The sequence below is a fragment of the Pseudomonas sp. PB120 genome (genome assembly GCF_009761815.1).
Taxonomy (GTDB): domain Bacteria; phylum Pseudomonadota; class Gammaproteobacteria; order Pseudomonadales; family Pseudomonadaceae; genus Aquipseudomonas.
The window spans coordinates 197,022-216,702 of sequence record NZ_RWIN01000038.1; the positions used below are offsets into that span (position 1 = coordinate 197,022).

Below are 19,681 nucleotides of genomic sequence, written 5' to 3' on the forward strand. Positions count from 1 at the left end.
AAACAGAAAAATGCCATCTCTCCCCAAACTTTTCACTTTACCTGGCGTCTTCTCTTCAATGCAGTGGGCATGGCTTCGCCACTCAAGACAACTGACCTCGGCTAAGGAAAGGTGATGACATTTTATATTTTCCTCCTCGCATGCGGAGCAGCGGCCAGCACAGGCTTTTTTTTCAAACCGGGCCAGTGGTATGAGTCGCTTGCCAAACCCGGCTTCACGCCACCCAACTGGCTGTTTCCAGTCGCCTGGACGACTATTTACCTGTTGCTCGCTTGGGCTGGATATCGGTTGACCCAGATACCAGGCAGTCAGGGTGTGCTGGCTTTTTGGGCCGCGCAGATTGCGCTTAATACGCTATGGACACCGGTATTTTTCGGCGCTCACCACGTTCTCGCCAGCATGGTGATCCTCACGCTGCTTTGGCTGGTGGTCGCTGTGATGGTGTTTTTGGCTTTGCAGCTTGACGTGATCACTGGCTTGATCCTGTTTCCTTACCTTGTGTGGCTTTGTTTAGCGGGCGCGTTGAATTTCTTCATATTGCGCAACAACCGTTAGTTGCCCCTGGCGCCCTGCTGATACTCACGAGGCGTACAGCCAAATTCTCGACGAAACACCGTGTGCAAATACTGCGCGGATTTGAAGCCGCAATTGCGCGCAATGTCGGCAATTGCCGAGTGGGTATTCTCCAGGCCGCTGGTGGCAGCCCCCAGTTTGAAGCGCAGGATCTCGTCGTGCACGCTGCAGCCCCGCACGTTGCGAAAGTGCGCCTCAAGCGATGAGCGCGACACCCCGACATAAGCCGCCACCTGCGCCGTCTTGATGCCTTGACACGCATATTGGCGGATGAACATCAGCGCCCGCATGACATGAGGGTTGCCTAAGGGTTGATGCAAACTCGACGCCTGCACGTTGATCGCATCAGGGGGGATCAGAATGTGCGTGCCCGTGGAGGGCATGCCGTGCAGCATCTGATGGAGCAGTTGCGCGGCGGTACGGCCCATGGTTTCGGTGCCCTGGATAACCGAACTCAGCGGAACCCGGGTCAGGCTGCGCGTCAGGGGGTCGTTGTCGATGCCGATCAACGCCACTTGTTCCGGCACGGCGATCCCGGCGGTCAGGCAGGCTTGCAGCAACTGCCGGGCGCGGGCGTCGCTGACGGCGATGATGCCGATGGGCTTGGGCAGGCTTTGCAGCCAGGCGATCTGTTGCTCGACGGCGCTGTCCCAGAGCGGCGCGCTGGTCCCCATGCCGCGATAGACCTCGGCCTGCAGGCCGTCACGTTTCATCAGTCGTCGAAAGGATTTTTCCCGCTCCTGGGCCCATCGATTGGCCTGTGCCTCCGGCAGGCTGAAGCAGGCAAAACGCGTCAGCCCCGCCTCGATCAAGTGCTCGTAAGCCAATGTGATCAACGCGTCGTTATCGGTAGCGACGTACGGAATTCCTTTGGGGTAGGCGCGCTCATCCTGATAGGAACCACCCACCGCCACCACAGGCAGCTCGCTGCCAGCCAGCGCCTCGCCAATCAGCGGATCGTCGAAATCGGCAATGATCCCGTCACCCTGCCAGCGCTCGATCCCTTTCAGTCGGCAGAGAAAGTCTTCTTCCAGAAACAGGTCCCAGGATGCGCGAGTGCTGCTCAGGTAATTGCCGATGCCGCTGATGATGCCACGGTCGTAGATCTTGCTGCCGTTGAACAGCAGGGCAATACGGTGAACAGGCGGTACTGTTTTCATTGTTTTTATTCTTGTTCCGGGGCCGGTGATCACCGAGGCGGTGTGCAGAGACTAGGCGTGGGAACGACAAATCTCAATACGCAAAATCGCACCCTCTGTTGGTGACTTTCATAATCAGCAGGCACGGAGCCGTTGTTAGTATCGAGACACCGCCAAGAACAACAAGGACATTGCCATGCCGTACTTCCCCGATGTCGACAAGATCCGCTACGAGGGCCCTGCCAGCGATTCTCCCCTCGCCTTCCGCCACTACGACGCCGATAAAATCATCCTCGGCAAACCCATGCGCGAACACCTGCGCATGGCCGCCTGCTATTGGCACACCTTCGTCTGGCCGGGCTCCGACGTGTTTGGTGCCGGTACCTTCAAGCGCCCGTGGCAGCACGCCGGGGACCCAATGGAACTGGCCATCGGGAAGGCGGAAGCCGCGTTCGAGTTCTTCTCCAAACTGGGTATCGACTACTACTGCTTCCACGACACCGATGTCGCACCGGAAGGCCATTCGCTCCGGGAATACCGCAACCACTTCGCGCAAATGGTTGACCACCTGGAGCAGCATCAGGAAAACAGCGGGATCAAACTGCTATGGGGAACCGCCAACTGCTTCAGCAACCCGCGCTTTGCCGCAGGCGCCGCCAGCAACCCGGACCCCGAAGTGTTCGCCTGCGCCGCCGCTCAGGTGTTCAGCGCCATGAACGCCACCCAACGCTTGAAAGGGTCAAACTACGTGTTGTGGGGCGGTCGAGAAGGCTACGAAACCCTGCTCAACACCGACTTGAAGCGTGAACGCGAACAACTGGGTCGCTTCATGCGCATGGTGGTCGAGCACAAACACAAGATTGGTTTCAAAGGCGACCTGCTGATCGAACCCAAGCCCCAGGAGCCCACCAAGCACCAGTACGATTACGACAGCGCCACCGTTTTCGGCTTTCTCCAGCAGTTCGGCTTGGAGAACGAAATCAAGGTCAACATCGAGGGCAACCACGCGACCCTCGCCGGGCACAGTTTCCATCACGAGGTTGCGACGGCCGTCTCACTGGGGATTTTCGGCAGCATCGACGCCAACCGCGGCGATCCGCAAAACGGCTGGGACACCGATCAATTCCCCAACAGCGTCGAAGAAATGACTCTGGTCACCTATGAAATTCTCAAGGCCGGTGGTTTCACCAATGGCGGATTCAACTTCGACTCCAAGGTTCGCCGCCAAAGCCTCGACGAGATCGACCTGTTCCAAGGCCATGTCGGCGCAATGGACATCCTCGCCCTGTCACTGGAACGGGCGGCCGCCATGGTGCAGAACGACAGGCTCCAGCAGTTCAAGGATCAGCGCTATGCCGGTTGGCAACAGCCGTTTGGGCAGGCGGTGCTGGAGGGCGAGTTCAACCTTCAGACATTGGCCGAACATGCGTTCGCCAACGAACTGAATCCACAAGCCGTGAGCGGCAGGCAGGAGATGCTCGAAAACGTCGTCAACCGGTTTATCCATCGCTGATCGCCAACGAAGTCTGCGGCGCAGTAACGCTGTGACATTCGCACGACAAATCTGTGTCCGCTGCGCCTGCCGATTCTCTACAGTTCTACCAGCCCGATACTCATCGTCAGGCAGTGTCTTTCAAACAACAATAAAAGGACGCACCACCATGAAGAAAGTAAAACGCACGCTATTGGCCGGCGCTCTGGCTCTGCTGTCGTTGCCGGCGATGGCCGATTCTGCCCATCCGAAAATCGGTTTCTCCATTGATGACCTGCGACTGGAGCGTTGGTCGCGTGACCGCGATTACTTCGTCGCGGCGGCGGAAAAGATGGACGCCAAAGTCTTCGTGCAGTCGGCTGACGCCAACGAGCAGAAGCAGATCTCGCAAATCGAAAACCTTATTTCCCGTGGCGTCGATGTGATCGTCATCGTGCCGTTCAACGCCACGGTACTGACCAACGCAGTCGCCGAAGCGAAGAAGGCTGGCATCAAGGTGGTGTCTTATGACCGTCTGATTCTAAACGCCGATATCGACGCTTATATTTCCTTCGATAACGAAAAGGTCGGCGAGATGCAGGCCAGCGGCGTGCTGCACGCAGCGCCTAAGGGTAATTACTTTTTGCTCGGCGGCGCGCCCACCGACAACAACGCAAAAGTCCTGCGTGAAGGTCAGATGAAAGTCCTGCAACCGGCCATCGACAAGGGCGATATCAAAGTCGTCGGCCAACAGTGGGTCAAGGAATGGAATCCCACCGAAGCGCTGAACATTGTTGAAAACGCCCTGGCCCGCAACGACAACAAGATCGATGGCATCGTCGCGTCCAATGACGCCACGGCAGGCGGCGCCATCCAGGCACTGGCCGCGCAGAAACTCGCCGGCAAGGTGCCAATCTCGGGGCAGGACGCGGACCTTGCAGCGGTCAAGCGAGTGATCGAAGGCACTCAAACCATGACCGTGTACAAGCCACTGAAACTCATCGCCTCCGAAGCCGCCAGGCTCTCGGTGCAACTGGCACGCAACGAGAAACCGGCCTACAGCTCGCAATACGACAACGGCAGCAAAAAAGTCGACACCATCTTGCTCACGCCGACTGCATTGACCAAGGACAACATCGATTTGCTGGAACAGGACGGGTTCTACACCAAGGCGCAGATAGCCGGGAAGTGATCCTCCCGTAATACCCCTCTGTAGGAGCGAGCTCGCTCGCGAAAAACGTCAACGATGACGTGGGTTGTCTGAATGCCCGCGTTGTCCTGGTGTTTTTCGCGAGCAAGCTCGCTCCTACAGGACTCGTCTTGTACCCGCTTATGAGTCTCCGCCATGTCCGATTATCTGCTGCAAATGAACGGCATCGTCAAAACCTTTGGCGGTGTCAAAGCGCTCAACGGCATCGACATCAAGGTCAAGCCGGGGGAATGCGTAGGGCTGTGCGGCGAGAATGGCGCCGGCAAGTCCACGCTGATGAAGATTCTGTCGGCGGTGTATCCCCATGGCACCTGGGACGGTGAAATTCTCTGGGACGGTCAACCGCTCAGGGCGCAATCGATCAGCGACACCGAAGCCGCCGGCATCGTCATCATTCATCAGGAACTGACGCTGGTCCCTGACCTGTCCGTTGCCGAAAACATCTTCATGGGCCATGAACTGACGCTACCGGGTGGGCGCATGAATTACCCGGCGATGATCCACCGCGCCGAAGCCTTGATGCGTGAACTGAAAGTGCCCGACATGAACGTATCGCTGCCGGTTTCGCAGTACGGCGGTGGCTATCAGCAACTGGTGGAAATCGCCAAGGCACTGAACAAAAAAGCACGCCTGCTGATCCTGGATGAACCCTCCTCGGCCCTGACCCGTTCGGAAATCGAGGTGCTGCTCGACATCATCCGCGACCTCAAGGCCAAGGGCGTTGCGTGCGTCTACATCTCTCACAAACTTGATGAAGTGGCCGCCGTGTGCGACACCATTTCGGTGATTCGTGACGGCAAACACATCGCCACGACCGCCATGGCAGACATGGACATTCCACAGATCATCACCCAGATGGTCGGCAGGGAAATGAGTAACCTCTACCCCACCGAGCCTCACGCTATCGGCGAAGTGATTTTCGAGGCCCGCCACATCACCTGTTACGACGTCGACGCCCCCAAACGCAAACGCGTCGATGATATTTCGTTCGTCCTCAAACGCGGGGAAATCCTTGGCATCGCCGGGCTGGTCGGTGCCGGTCGCACAGAACTGGTGACAGCGCTGTTCGGCGCCTACCCCGGTCGCCACGAAGGCGAAGTCTGGCTGGACGGCCAACTCATCGATACCGGCACGCCGCTCAAGTCAATCCAGGCCGGCCTGTGCCTGGTGCCCGAGGACCGTAAGCGGCAGGGCATCATTCCGGACCTGGGCGTCGGCCAGAACATCACCCTGGCCGTGCTGGACAGATACTCGAAGCTGACCCGCATCGATGCCGAAGCCGAACTGGGCAGCATTGACCGGGAAATCTCGCGCATGCACCTCAAAACGGCGAGCCCGCTGCTGCCGATCACGAGTCTCTCTGGCGGCAACCAACAAAAAGCCGTACTGGCAAAGATGCTGTTGGCCAAACCCAGGGTACTGATTCTCGACGAACCCACCCGCGGCGTGGATGTCGGCGCCAAGTACGAGATTTACAAGTTGATGGGGGCGCTGGCGGCCGAAGGTGTGTCGATCATCATGGTGTCTTCGGAGCTGGCAGAAGTGCTCGGCGTGTCCGATCGCGTTCTGGTGATCGGAGAAGGCCAGTTGCGTGGCGACTTCATCAACCACGGACTCACCCAGGAACAGGTGCTCGTCGCTGCACTCAACCAACCTGATCGCCATAACAATAATGATCGGAAGACCGCGTAAATGAATCAGGTCAAACAACTCTTCTCCCGCTACAAAATGCTCGCGCTGGTGATCGCCGTGGCGGTTATCTGGCTGTTCTTCAGCTGGCAGACCGAGGGCGGATTCTTAACGCCGCGCAACCTCTCCAATCTGCTGCGGCAGATGTCCATCACCGGGATTCTTGCCTGCGGCATGGTGCTGGTGATCATCAGCGGCGAGATTGATTTGTCAGTCGGCTCACTGCTGGGGCTGCTCGGTGGGCTGGCGGCGATTCTCGACGTGATCTACCACATACCGCTGCTCGCGAACCTTTCCCTTGTTGCCTTGTGCGGACTGCTGATCGGCCTCGCCAACGGTTACATGACCGCCTACCTGCGCATTCCGTCCTTCATTGTGGGGCTGGGCGGCATGCTGGCTTTCCGGGGCATTTTGCTGGGGATTACCGGCGGCACGACCATCGCCCCGGTATCACCGGAGCTTGTTTACGTTGGCCAGGGCTATTTACCGCATACGGTCGGCACGGGCCTGGGCGTTCTGCTGTTCGCACTGACGTTGTTCCTGACCTGGAAACAACGGCGCAATCGTGCCCTCCACGGTCTGGCGGCACACTCACGGGTGCGTGACATCATGCGCGTGGTGTTGATCGGCGCAGTGCTGGCCGGCTTCGTCCAGACGCTCAACAGTTATGACGGCATCCCCGTGCCGGTCCTGCTTTTGCTGATTCTGCTGGGCGTGTTCAGCTACGTGACCAGTCAGACCGTGTTCGGCCGACGCGTCTATTCAGTGGGCAGCAATATGGAAGCAACGCGCCTGTCCGGTATCAATGTACAGGCCGTGAAGCTCTGGATTTTCGGCATCATGGGCGTGATGTGCGCCCTCGCCGGTGTGGTCAACACCGCGCGCCTCGCTGCCGGCTCACCCTCGGCCGGCAGCATGGGCGAGCTCGACGCCATCGCCGCCTGCTTCATCGGCGGCACCTCCATGCGCGGCGGTTCCGGTACCGTCTACGGCGCCCTTCTCGGCGCGCTGGTCATCACCAGCCTGGACAACGGCATGTCGATGCTCGACGTCGACAGTTATTGGCAGATGATCGTCAAAGGCAGCATTCTGGTGTTGGCCGTGTGGGTCGATGTGAGCACCCGGACCGGACGACGCTGATCGGTTGCCAATAAAGTCATCCACGACAGTTTGCGTCTGGCGAGATGCCAGACGTCGTGACGGTCGTAACGCAGCCCAATCAATGGTTTCGGCTTGAGCAGAAAGCGCTGGTGACGGAACCCGCACCAGGTCACTCACCCTGTTTTGCTCACGCCGTTCGACTCTGTCAAAATCAACACTTCCCATTTCAAAATAGTCGAACCATCCGCTCTAAAACTACACTTCCCCTAGCAACTTAACACCTCTAAACTTAATTGCAACTCACTTGAATCGCCGCAACCCAAAGCAACTAAACATTACTTCGAATAGCTATATAAACAATAACTCCCACCGCACATAAAAACCAAATTCAGCCAAACCTCCCATCGCCACGAACACCCACTTTACGCCCGAAGTAAAAAACACTGGCCGCCTCGATACCACCTATCGGCAAATGGGTAAACTTATCAATTGGTACGTTGCGAATCAGTGATTTCCATACATAATTATCCAGCGATATGAAACATCTAATCCTGCATTTTTTCGATTAACTGAGGGTAATCACATGGCACACTGGAAGCCGAGTGCAGCAAATGATCTGATGGCGTTCGCTGCTAACCATAACTTGGATGCACTTGTTGGCGCCTTTCAACAGACTGTGGACAACTGGGCAGACGCTCTACCCGGGTTTGCTCACGCCGTATTTCCTTTTGGGCGATATCGAGCGGAGGTCACCGGAGATGCAGGGCAAGTGGATAAAATAGAATTTGATATGTAACCCCTTCCCTTCCCCGAAAACTATCTCTAGATACACCAAGAGGTGATCAAATGGCAGTCTGGAATCCCGCGGCAGCAAACGATCTGATGGCGTTTGCCGCCAATCATGGCCTGACCCCTATGGTTGGAGCCTTTCAAAACATGGTGGACCTCTGGGCAAATGGTCTCCCCGGACACACCAACGCTACGTTTCCATTTGGCAATTATCAAGCCGAGGTCACTGCAGATACAGGGCAAGTGCACAGGATTCAATTTGACATGTAACTTTGTCTCTTGATGAATAAAGGTTGCGATTGAGTCAGCCTTCCATCCGTAACCTTTTCAAGAAGCTCTACACCTTCGCTAACTTCATGGATTTGCAACAGGTTCTAGCTTCCAGAATTGACCGCTGTAATTTTCTTTCGTATTGCCCATAAACCCAGGAAAGAAAGTGTCAGGGTTATTGTACGTATCCAAAATTTTCAAGTCACCCAATGATGCATTCGCCAGGCGAAACCAGCCACTCGAGTCGGTTTTCAGGCAGCGCCACCAATAACTTTTCGAAACCACCCCACCCTGCCCCTGCATCACACGTTCCACTTGTGCAGTTGTACCCAGTAAAAATATTGCCGGACTACCGGTATCGTTTCTTATGCGGCTTTCAATGCCCCACCACCCTTTACCATAACGGTGAAACCGCCACTGCTGGGATGTTGCTTCGTTGTAGTTGCCCTGATCATTTTGTCGTGCGCGTGGTTTCATGATTGTCCCGGCAGTATGCTGCGGGACCGCGGACACCGGACCGGGACGCCGGGCCGTGAGTACATAGCCTTTGTCGGACAAAAAAGAGTTGGTCATCAAGTACCATCTATTTTCATCGAGCGGACAGTTTTGATAGTAATTCGCCCCGGACAAATAGGCGTTTTGTGCAGGCATATCGGCAAGAAACTGACGGGCACGCCGGGAAATTTCGTCCCAGGCATTGAGGCCGACTTCCAGGTCCAGGTCGTACAACTGCGGTATGCCGGAGGTTCCCGCGGGCAAAGCGACCGTCTTGCGCAGATAGGCCAGATTCGAGGTCAACATATTCCACCGGCCTACCATAGAACCCATTGCCAACCCCACATCCTCCATTTTCGGCCCGATGTTGACCCAGCTTGAATCAGGCGGGTTGTTTTTTCTGTATTGCCCGATGACGGAGTCGCTCGCATTTTTAAAGGCCATTGACTGTTGATTCACCTGCTGGCTGAGTTCACTCAACGTCGTTAACTTCTTGCTGATATTGTCGGCTGCCTGATCGAACTCCCCCCGGGCGCCGCCGGTGTTATTGGAGAGATTTTGAACAGCCGTTTGCAGACGCAACAAAAACTGCTTCATGTCGTCCGAGGCCAGCTCCGTCGCCAGTGTCTGCAAATTCGAAAAGGTTGTTGATCCCCAAACCTGGCAACTGGAACGAAGTTCGGCATATCCCCCCAGCTGGTTCAGGCGATCATTGAGGGTTGCTTTCACCCCCGGTTCGTCCAGGCAAACCAGAAATGCAAATTGATTGATGTTCGACCACATCCCTACGGGTAGGGCGAACAATTGACTGGCGTCCCCCGGGGAGAAATCAACCGCTCCACTTTCTGCCGCTGCATTACGGGATACCGCCAATGCCAATCCCGTGGCCACCAGCATTGACAAGATGATTGACCTGACACCCGAGTTGGATCGATTCATGATAATTCTCCCGGTGAACCCGTGAGTCGTTTGGTTAACCAAGCGACTCACGGTTTCATGTCCCTATATGCCAGCCAGAATGGAGCTCGGGTCTCGGCTATTTCGGCGCAGGCTTCGCTTCTTCGAAATGCGCCACCAGGTATGAGCTTTTACTCACCTCGTAGTAGTTCTGCCCATTGTGCGGCTTGGTTTCTCCATCAATGCACCAGCCCGTGTGCACATAGTTGCCATAGCGTTCCGGCACGCTTACCCGCATTTTCTGCATGTCCTGAAAAACACCCACGTAATTACCGAGCCCACCGGAACAATCACTCATGTCTTTGAGACTGGTCGTGATGGGAATGGCCAGATCGGGACTGGTGTTCACACAGATGATTTTTTGCCCCTTGGGTACCTCGCCGGCTTCTGTCGTAATCTGCAACCGGATCTCCTCCAGCTCGATTCTGCATTCAGGGGGACTGATTTCGACGGTCAATTCAAAGTCCGAAAACACGCCCGGCCGAAACTCCGAGAGCGTAATACCCGCATCGGCCGCGTCACTGCTCAGAAATTGCGTCAACAGGTTTTCCTGTCTGTCCGTGGTGGGTTGCCATAACGCCTTGCCTTGCAGAATGCCGATCTCTTTTTCGATCACCCAATCATCATCTGCAGTCTTGCCGCCCCTTGTATTGAACACCACCCTGGATTGTTGGCCCCGTTCTTCTTCACGACCGCCCTCGGGTTCAAACGCAAACAGTTTGCCTTGGGCGCGCACCACCGATTTACCGCAATGGCTGACTTTGAACGTGATGGAGTCGGGAAACGCTTTGCCCAGTTTCCTGCATTGGACCTTCACGACCTTGATGTTGCCGATGCGTTGCTTTTCGCTGGTCTCGTCGATCTGGCGCAGTCGGGTCAGCGATACGGGAATGGTGTTTTCGACAATTGACTCCCTGATTCTGCCATTGAGCTCATGCAGTTGTTCCTTGCCCAAGGTCACGATTTTCGGCGCTTCCTTCAACAGGCGCCCCGAACCTGAGGCCAATTGGCTGGCCAGGCGTTTGCCCATATCGCGCAATGGCTTCTCGTACACAATCGTCAGGAGTTTGAATTCGTCCTGCGTCAGCATGCTTTCCTTGAAAGAGACGGGTTTGCTGAGCAGCGCCTGGAGTTTCTTCTGCTCATCCTCGCTGAGATTGTCGATCCCGGTGATCTGGTCAGACGGTTCGAGCACATTCTGCAAACTCTCAAAGAGTTTTTGTGCCCCCTGATCCAGCTTGCCCCAAGGCTCGACGGTGTAATACTCGTAGGCCTTGACGACGTAGTAGAGGAACTGCATGAGGGTTTGATGCGCCTCGTGGCTGATCGACTGTACATAGGCGAGCGCCGCAGGATCGAGGGCATCCTGGCTGCCACCCAACTGGCTGCCGAGAACGTTGATCGCCAGCAGGTTGTTGGAGATCTGATTACTTTGCTGGCCAAGACTGGTTTTCAGCGCCAGCAACTGAGTGGCCAAAGCCGTTTTGCGCTGGTTCAGTACCGCCAATTGACTGGTGACTTCCTGGAACTCCTTGTCATTGAGCATCAGTTTCGCCAGCGTTTTATCCCAGGCGCTGTTCAACTGTGATCGTGACACCATCAATTCGTTGACGGTTTTGCCAATGGTTTCCACGCCGGCAGCAATTTTTTTAACCTGTTCAATGCCCTTTTTCACTTTCGCGGCATTGTCTTTTTTCGCCTTCTCGACCAATGCCTGCGAGTCTTTCAGCGCGGTCTCTTTCCTCTTGATTTCGCTTTCGACCTTTGTGACTTCCCCGGCCTGGGCCTTGTAATCAGTCGTACTGCCATCCAGCTCACTCTTTTGCTTTTCCTCAAATGCCTTGAAGCCTTTGACCAGTTCCGCTTCCTCCTCCTTCTTGCGCTGCCCACGGCCGTACAACAACAGATCACGCTTCTTATCCAGCAGCTCTTTTTCCTTTTTCACCAACTCGTCGTGTGTTTTCTTTTTCTCATCGTAGGCGCCCTGTAAATCGTCTTTTTTCCTGGACGCAACGTCGGCCTTGTCCTTCAGTTGATTGATGTCCTTTTTCGCGTCCAGCAGGGCGTCATCCATCCCCTTTGCAGACTGCTCTACAAAATTGTCAGTGTTGGAGGTCACGAAATCATTGACGCCGCTTTTCAGCTTGCCAAAGGCACTGTCCGTGAAGCCCCCATCCTTGACGAAATCACCGGCCACATCGAAAACGGTTCCGACCGCGCCGGCAGCCATCTGATAGGGCTCGGGAAGCGGAATCGCTTTAGCCACTGCCGCGAAGATCTTGAACGACGCCGAAATGATCGCCATCTTTTCGGCCTCGCCGGACAGGTAATCGGCATTGTCGCGCAATCTTCGTTCTATTTGCCCTAGAGGCTTGAGGAGCTTTTCTTCTATCTCGACATTGAGTTGCCGCAATGCCTGGATGGTCGTGATGACATTCCCACGCGTCGTGAACAACGCTTTTTGTGTGGTTTCGGTGTTTTTGGTCAGAAGCCCGAGGAGATTCTGCACAGCTGCCTGACGATCCTCCTTGGCCTGCCAGGCCTTTTGCAGGTAGTAGGCGGTGTAAATCTCCCCTATCGAGGACTTCAAGATGCTCTGATAGATTTTTACCGCGCTCTCCAGCGACAACATCGGCACCCACCCAGGGGGATTACCGAAGTAGTCGACATTTTGAATCGCCTGTTCCACCAGGCTAGACACTTCTTCCTCCATTTGCAGCAGGGTATCGTCTTTGTCTGTTGCGGGTATCGCCTCCAGCCCTTCCAGGTAAGGACTCAGGAATTCGCGAGCCAGGTCGGCATTGCCGCTGGCGAGCGCATTTTTTGCAAATTGCACAGCGGTTTTCAGGTTGATGGCCGTCAACCATGGGCTAACCCGTGCTTGCTCCAACGGAGTGCAGCTACCAGCAGTTCCTGTTGGTTCCCGGGGCTCAGGGCCGGCAGGGCCATCCGGACCTGCAGTCGCTTGCTGTTTTTCAATGGTCGGCACGAACTCGGTCTTGCCGTTTACCTGCTTGTTCTCAAAAAGGAACCAGTAGGCAGCATCGGGGGTTCCTCCCCATCCGCCCTTGGTCGAGGTGATCCGGGTGCCGGAAATACCTCCAGACAGATCGGCATAGGAAGCCAATTGCTCGGGCAGCGTGCTGCTCAGATTACCCCCGGCGCCTCCGGTCCCCGGTTTTCCCGGTATAGGCCCTTTACCGCCGATACCAGGACCGTCCTTCGTACCTGCACTGTCAACAAGGTGGCCATCGACTTTCAGCTCTGCGTAGACGATGCCTCGTGTCTGATCGAGCGCTGTCGCTGGTTGATAGTCCTTGTACTGGCTCCATTCAGGCGCCGTCACCGGCGAGCCGTTTACCTTGCGATTGGTATAGCTGAACAGGCCGTCCCACTGGTCTTTGGTCATACAAACCAAATGTCGTTGGGTAAAGGAAAACGCCAGATCGCCTTCATCGGGGTCCTGCCCCTTGCCACCCACCGCACGGAAGTGCCTTGTGGATTCTTCTTCGGTTGTCGCGAAGCGTTGCACGTAAAGGAAGATATCGCCGGCCTTGGCGCCATCCAGACCGTCCTTGGTGAGTGTGCCTCGATATTCCGTAGCGACGGGCTGGGTATCGAGGCAGGCGTCAGCGCCTTCGAAGTAAAGCTCGCGGCAATAGATGAAAATATCGGTCTGTGGGAACTGAAGCTTTGTTTTTATAACCAGCGTATCCGCGTGAATACACAATTCCTGAATGTCCTTCTGCCCGGCGTAGGTTTTCAGGAACCCACTGCGATCCAATTCGTCCAGTTCGATTTCAACACCGGAAAGGGTGACGCGCCGCACCGGACGCGTCCATCCATTCAATTCCTTCACACCGATCGTTTGTGCACCATGGCGGATGTATTTGATCTCTTCAGGCTTGGGAGGCAGCACTTTTGTTTTGACGATTTCGTACGATGGCGCCTGGTTTTTCAGGTCAGTTGCGCGCCTGATTTCCTTCAACTTACGTTGGCGCTCCTGGACTGATGCTTGCCTATTTAGCAATCGAGCGTAGGTCTGCGCACATTCCAGGCCCGCTGAGGCGGATGCCGTAATGGTTGCGGACAGCGCTTTGCTCTCCTGCAACAGGTCCTGCCATTCAGCGTTCTGCTGCGGTGCGTCCTTTGCACACCGCTGGATGAAGTCGAGCATTGCAATGGCTTTCTCTCGCAGCGCCGACGATTGCTCCGGCGTGTAAGTCCGGTTCACCGAGGGCGTGACAAGGACTGTGGCCATCTGAAATGCCGAGACGGCCATCAGCCAGAGCGGCGAGCCGTTTTCAAACCATCTCCCCAGCAGGGCCGGGGGTTCTACAACCTTGGTCTTTTGTGCCGCATGATCGTATTTGAACCAGACCCCGACAGCCTGCCCAGGAGTTACGGGCAGTTGCTCCGGCTTGCTCATCAGCGCTTCGACCTTGAAGTCGCCAACCACGTTGTTGGTGAACAGCATCAGACTCGCGCCAAAGGTGTTGCTGAAATCCAGACGTAGAATGGCCGGCTCCGGAACCTCAATCGTGCGCGCCACGATGATCAGCGCGATGTTCTTCAAGGTCATGCTCAGCGCCTTGGGCACGTAGACCGTGTCGGCGAAGATGGAGATGGTCATTGGCTTGGTGTCTGCCGCCGCCAGTCTCTGGGCAACATCCGTTTGCAGGTCAATGCACAGGTCCCTGAAGACCCATTTATCCGAAGCTGTTTTCACCTCCCTCGTATAGAGGATGTTCTCTCTGCGCGCAGGGAAAATGCCTTTCCATGCGGGCGTGTTGCGCGCTTCATCAAACGCCGTTTGCCATACGTTCATCGCTGCGATTCCTGTCATGAAAAGGCTGCAGAGCGAGGGCAATCGTCATAGCTTTTGCACGACCGCCCTTACCACGGAGAGGATTTGCTCAAGCCGTTTTTTCTTCCTGTGCTGGGGGGTCAATGAACGCATGGGCCTGATAGGAATCGGACTTGAGCTTGCACTCCTGCCACATGGCAATGGCATTTTCCACACCAAGGTCCTTCAGATCAGCTTCCTCGAGAATGTCCTGTTTGATGATCTTGCCGATCTTGTTCAGATCGCTGCCAATCGCATTCCACACGCCCTTGATTTTCTGAATACTGGGCAGTGCAGCCTCTATCTTGTCCTGGATATCACTAAGCCCCTTGAGGGCGACATTCAGCGTCCCCATCAGGGCCATCGCTCTCTGCTCTTCGTCTTTAAGTTTCTTGATCCTGTCTTTCTTCACGTCTATTTCGTGCTTCAACTTACGGGCCTTGTCGCCATAGATCGACGCGACAATCAGTGCGACCCAAAACACTATCCAGCCATAGGTGGGTGTTGTCTCGGCCACGATGCAAGCGTGTTCGTACTCCTTGTTCTCCTTCTCGATCAAGGCTGCAAGGCTGTCCATCTCCTTTTTGTTTGCCGCTAAAAGCGCACTGTGCTGTCCATACTTCGCCTCGTACTGCTGAGACAGGTTCTTGAGCAGGGTCTCGTCATCGCTGGTTTGCTGCGCAAACTCGCTAATGTCTTTGTACACCGCGTTGGCCCTGTCTTCGTTATCCTTCGCTTCCTTGGCGAGCTTGGCACAAAGGCTGGCAATTCTGGTTTTTGCCGCCTCATTGGTAGGGTCCAGAAAAAGAGTGTCGATAGGCGGGATTAACGCGCCGTAGTAAGTTCTTGCGCTAGTTGCATAGTTGGAAATGTCCTGCGCCAGTTGGACAGTCCTTGGGAAGATGTTGTCTTTCCAGTTTTTGACGTGAGGAATGATTTGCTGATAGCCGGCCAGCAAATCCTTGAACTCATCAAACGGGCCGATGTACGGGATTTTTTCGGCTGGTCCGGTGGCCAGGTCCTTGCGCATTTTTTTCTCATCATCAGGAAGCAACAGCGCACTCGTCACGTAGCGTTGAATGGCATACCACTCCTGCTGACTGAGGAGAAAGGGCGAGCCCTTTACCGCCGCCAGGTCTTGCGGTCCGATGTTTGGTTTCCTGTCTTCACTCATCACGTTCACCTTCCAGGTTATTGATGTGTAAGGATCAAACTGCTCCGTCAACTTTGCTGAACTTCAAGCAATAAAAAGCCACGGCCTTTTTTAAGGCCGCCATGTTTCAAATTGTTGCTGAAAACATTAATTACAACGACACAGTCCGGAACATCACCCATTTAGCCAGGAAAAACGAAAGCGCAGGCAAGTACCCCGGCAAGTAGCATTCGATCATTGCCATGCCGAGTTACCAGAACCATGGAAGTTCCACTGATGGACTGAAGCAGAAGTTAAGCAAGACTAGACGATCTGACGCAAAGCAACGCCCGAAATGAGCCGCCTATGAAACGAAATGGCGATGAACGTTCCATTTATTATTAGGTATTAATTCAAAAGCACATTACTCGGTTGCGTGTTTTTGTGATAGAGCGCTGAACAGCTATGGATCGTATGACCAGTACCTTCAGGAGCGGCGGCTCTCCCAACAATGGCCTGCTATGAGGCCTTGAGGATTTCAGCGCTGTCAAAGTAAACCTGCGGCAAGCTGATTGGTTTTCGGTTCGTTGGGGTAAAGACGAAACAAAGCTGCACAATATCGAGCGCACGGTCAGCACCCTCGAGCAGGCACTGGACAAGGTGGTGGTTAACCAAGCCTTCATCTTGTCCGCAGCACATCCCGGACTTTTGAACTCCGGGAGAGCGACTGTTTCAACGCTCGGCCTCGTCAGAGATACTCGACATTCCCGTCAACGCTGATGGCCTGGCCACTGATGTTGGCGGCGGCTGGCGACGATAGAAACAATGCCATTGCGGCAACATCTTCCATCGTCACCATTCGGCGCAATGAGATTTTATTCAGATACTGGTCACGCATGGACTCGAAGTCTATGCCCAGCGTCTGGGCACGGGCATCGATGACCCGATCCATGCGCTCCCCCGCCACCACACCCGGCAGGATGGCGTTGACCCGAATGTTGTCCGGCCCCAGCTCAGCGGCCAGTGACTTCATCAGGCCGACAATCGCCCATTTGGTTGCGGCATAAGGGGTCCGGAACGGATACCCCAAGCGACCGGCCACCGACGACATGGCGATGATGTGCGGGTTCTGCTTTGACTGCTTCAGGAACGGCACCGCTTTGCTCAGGAAGTAGAACTGGCTGTTGAGGTTGGTCGACACTGTCTGTTCCCACGCTGGCGCGTCCAGGTCCTCGACGTTGCCGGTCGGCCCGGCAATGCCGGCATTATTGACCAGCACATCGATGCCGCCGAGCAATTGGGTGGCTTCGTCCATGATGCGATTGACCTGCACCTGATTGCCGACATCCACCACACCGCCGTGCAGGCCGGGGTACTCGCGCTTCATCTGCTCAACCGCACTGGCATTGATATCGCCAATGTAGACCTGTGCCCCGACTTCATAAAATGCTTTGGCGATCACGGCGCCGATGCCGGCGGCACCACCGCTGATGACTACTTTCAAATTCGACGGCGGTGTCAGCAAATCAACAATCTTCATAACCCTTCCTCTTATTCTGTCGCCCGCAGCGGGCCTGGCTCTGCATTGATCGCTCTGGCCAGCAGCGGCACCAACAGCAAGCCCAGTACCGCGGCGCTGACAATCACATAAAAACCCGATGAACTCAGCCCCGAAGCCTTTTCCGCCAACCCGAACAGGTACGGACCGGCAAACCCGCCCAGCAATCCGATGGTGTTGATGAATGCCAAACCGGCAGCGGCCTGAATGCCTTGCAGGCGTTTCATGGCGATGGCCCAGTAGATCGGCAACACACCGCCGGCGAAGAATGCGGTAGCCGTGAACAGGGCGATGCGCGCCGAGGCGTCATCGATCAGGGTGAATGCCACCGAACTGGCAATCAAACCACAGGTGAACAGGCCCAGGCAGTAGCAGTCGCGGGCAATCCTGCGGTGAATCCTCGGCAGCACCAGCACCCCGGCGAGAAAGCCGATGCCGACGCTGCTGGACAACAGGCCAACGGTCAGGGGCGACGTGATCTGCATCTGCTGGATGATCGACGGTGTGAAGAATACCAGCCCGACAAACGCCACTTGGTTCAGAAAGTAAATCAGGCCGATCAGAATGGTCGTGGGCCGGGTCAACGCCTTGACCCAGTGGCCGGAGTATTCGTGTGAGCTGGCATGTCCTGGCAGCAAGGCATGGGCTTCCAGCGAGTCGGCCTCGGCCTTGGTCAGCCAGCGCGCATCACTCGGGCGCTCCGGCAATTTGAACCACAAGATGATTCCGACGACGATGCTGGGCAGCCCTTCGAGCAGGAACATCCACTGCCAGCCGTGCAAACCGCCGATACCGTCCATTTTCATCAGCGCGCCGCCAATCGGATTACCGATCACCAGGGCCAGGGCCGGTGCAAGGTAAATCCAGCCGATGGCGATGGCGCGGTCCTTTGGCGCAAACCATAGGGTGACCATGTACATCAGCGCCGGAAACAGCCCCGCTTCGGCGATGCCCAGGAGCACCCGCAGCAGGTAGAACGACCACTCGCCCTGGACAAACATCATCGCCGATGACAACGCGCCCCAGGTCACGGCAATCCGGGCAATCCAGCGACGCGGCCCGATACGGTGGGCCAGCAGATTACTCGGCACTTCCAGCAATGCGTAACCGAGGAAAAATATCCCGGCACCCAAGCCATAGGCGGCCGCGCTGATGCCGAGGTCGGCACTCAAGGCTGCCTTGGCCAGCGCGACGTTGGTGCGGTCCAGGTAGGACATGAAGTAGATGGCGCACATCAATGGAATCAAGCGCGCCATGGCTCGCCGGGTGGCCAGCCAGTGCGTCTGTTCGGTACTGAGCATGATCGTCATGGTGAAACCTCTTCTTGTTATTTTTTTGGGCTCAAGCAAACCGGTTACAAATGAACGTTGTTTTTACCTTTGAGGCCGAGCATCTGCCGGGCTTCATCGGGTGTGGCGATTTCATAGGACAGCTCTTCGAGAATGTGGCGGATCTTACGTACCTGCTCCGCGTTGGTCTTGGCTTTGACGCCTTTGGCCAGGTAAATGCTGTCTTCCAGGCCGACCCGGACATTGCCACCCATGATCGCTCCCATGGTCACGAAGGGCAGTTGGTGGCGACCGGCACCGAGGATGGAAAACTCGTAATTGTGCCGCCCGAACAGGCGGTCGGCGGTGCTGCGCATGATGGTCAGGTTTTCCGGATCGGCCCCCAGGCCTCCGAGGATGCCGAAGCACGACTGGATAAACAGGGGTGGCTTGACCAGCCCCTGCTCGACGAAGTAAGCCAGGTTGTAGAGGTGGCCGACGTCGTAGCATTCAAATTCGAAACGAGTGCCGTACTCGCCCAGCTCCAGCATGATCGCCTTGATGCCCTTGAAGGTGTTCTTGAACACAACGTCTTCCATGCCTTCGATGTGCTCTCTCTCCCACTCGTGGGTCCAGCTGGAGATTTTCCGGGCGATCGGGTGGATCGAAAAATTCATCGAGCCCATGTTCAACGAGCACAATTCCGGCTTGGCAATCAGCGGATAAGCCAGGCGTTGCGCCAGGGTCATTCGGGTGCTTCCGCCGGTGGTGATGTTGATGATGGCATCGGTGGCCTGGGCAATCGCCGGGACGAATTGACTGAACACTGCTGGGTCCGGAGTGGGCCGGCCGTCAAGCGGGTCGCGGGCATGCAGGTGCAGGATGGCGGCGCCGGCTTCGGCTGCTTCAATCGATTGCCGCTCGATATCAGCCGGGGTGAGCGGCAGGTATTCGGACATCGATGGCGTGTGCGTCGCCCCGGTAATCGCGCAGGAAATGATGACTTTGCGGTTCGGCTGACTCATGACGGTGACCTTTGTTGTTATCGGACTTGGCAGATGCGCTGGACGCTGTTGACCTGACGGCCGCTGCTGATGGGATGAAGCTTATTGAATTTCCCGCTGGCCAGTAAGATCATTACCGGACAACAATGAATCCCTAAGGGACACTTACCGGAGTCAGC

At 56.0% G+C, this 19,681-nt stretch carries 13 protein-coding genes; 6 read left to right on the forward strand and 7 right to left on the reverse strand.

Annotated elements, in window-relative coordinates; all coding sequences use genetic code 11:
• Positions 1-114: 114 nt before the first annotated feature.
• Positions 115-555 (forward strand): TspO/MBR family protein, encoded by a 441-nt coding sequence (locus EJA72_RS07220; protein ID WP_157710794.1) that lies wholly within the window; start codon positions 115-117, stop codon positions 553-555.
• On the opposite strand, the gene EJA72_RS07225 is transcribed toward EJA72_RS07220, so the two are convergent.
• The gene (locus EJA72_RS07225) at positions 552-1,733 is read right to left on the reverse strand and encodes a DNA-binding transcriptional regulator (protein WP_157710795.1); all 1,182 of its coding nucleotides are present in this window, start codon (positions 1,731-1,733) and stop codon (positions 552-554) included. The genes EJA72_RS07220 and EJA72_RS07225 overlap by 4 nt on opposite strands.
• Positions 1,734-1,908: 175 nt before the next feature.
• On the opposite strand from EJA72_RS07225, the gene xylA reads away from it, so the two are divergent.
• The 5 genes from xylA to EJA72_RS07250 all read left to right on the forward strand — a co-directional run bounded on the left by xylA (position 1,909) and on the right by EJA72_RS07250 (position 8,242).
• A complete protein-coding gene (gene xylA, locus EJA72_RS07230) occupies positions 1,909-3,225 on the forward strand; it encodes a xylose isomerase (RefSeq protein ID WP_157710796.1) in 1,317 nt (438 codons plus the stop codon).
• A gap of 148 nt (positions 3,226-3,373) precedes the next feature.
• A complete protein-coding gene (xylF, locus tag EJA72_RS07235; protein WP_157710797.1) occupies positions 3,374-4,375 on the forward strand; it encodes a D-xylose ABC transporter substrate-binding protein in 1,002 nt (333 codons plus the stop codon).
• A 153-nt stretch (positions 4,376-4,528) separates the two neighbouring features.
• Complete coding sequence (xylG, locus tag EJA72_RS07240) at positions 4,529-6,085, forward strand: D-xylose ABC transporter ATP-binding protein (RefSeq protein ID WP_157710798.1); 1,557 nt, start codon at positions 4,529-4,531, stop codon at positions 6,083-6,085.
• Positions 6,086-7,222 (forward strand): sugar ABC transporter permease, encoded by a 1,137-nt coding sequence (locus tag EJA72_RS07245; protein ID WP_157710799.1) that lies wholly within the window; start codon positions 6,086-6,088, stop codon positions 7,220-7,222. It begins immediately after the preceding gene.
• A gap of 807 nt (positions 7,223-8,029) precedes the next feature.
• Entirely contained in the window at positions 8,030-8,242 is a 213-nt protein-coding gene (locus EJA72_RS07250; RefSeq protein WP_157710800.1) for a hypothetical protein, read from the forward strand.
• Between the two features lie 84 nt (positions 8,243-8,326).
• On the opposite strand, the gene EJA72_RS07255 is transcribed toward EJA72_RS07250, so the two are convergent.
• From EJA72_RS07255 to EJA72_RS07280, 6 genes are all read right to left on the reverse strand, one after another.
• The gene (locus tag EJA72_RS07255; protein WP_157710801.1) at positions 8,327-9,676 is read right to left on the reverse strand and encodes a hypothetical protein; all 1,350 of its coding nucleotides are present in this window, start codon (positions 9,674-9,676) and stop codon (positions 8,327-8,329) included.
• 97 nt (positions 9,677-9,773) lie between these two features.
• Positions 9,774-14,522 (reverse strand): hypothetical protein, encoded by a 4,749-nt coding sequence (locus tag EJA72_RS07260; protein WP_157710802.1) that lies wholly within the window; start codon positions 14,520-14,522, stop codon positions 9,774-9,776.
• Between the two features lie 88 nt (positions 14,523-14,610).
• Positions 14,611-15,714 (reverse strand): alpha-xenorhabdolysin family binary toxin subunit A, encoded by a 1,104-nt coding sequence (locus EJA72_RS07265; RefSeq protein ID WP_157710803.1) that lies wholly within the window; start codon positions 15,712-15,714, stop codon positions 14,611-14,613.
• 706 nt (positions 15,715-16,420) lie between these two features.
• The gene (locus tag EJA72_RS07270) at positions 16,421-17,212 is read right to left on the reverse strand and encodes an SDR family oxidoreductase (RefSeq protein WP_157710804.1); all 792 of its coding nucleotides are present in this window, start codon (positions 17,210-17,212) and stop codon (positions 16,421-16,423) included.
• Between the two features lie 11 nt (positions 17,213-17,223).
• Positions 17,224-18,540 (reverse strand): MFS transporter, encoded by a 1,317-nt coding sequence (locus EJA72_RS07275; RefSeq protein ID WP_157710805.1) that lies wholly within the window; start codon positions 18,538-18,540, stop codon positions 17,224-17,226.
• Between the two features lie 44 nt (positions 18,541-18,584).
• Entirely contained in the window at positions 18,585-19,523 is a 939-nt protein-coding gene (locus EJA72_RS07280; RefSeq protein ID WP_157710806.1) for a 3-keto-5-aminohexanoate cleavage protein, read from the reverse strand.
• Positions 19,524-19,681: the final 158 nt, after the last annotated feature.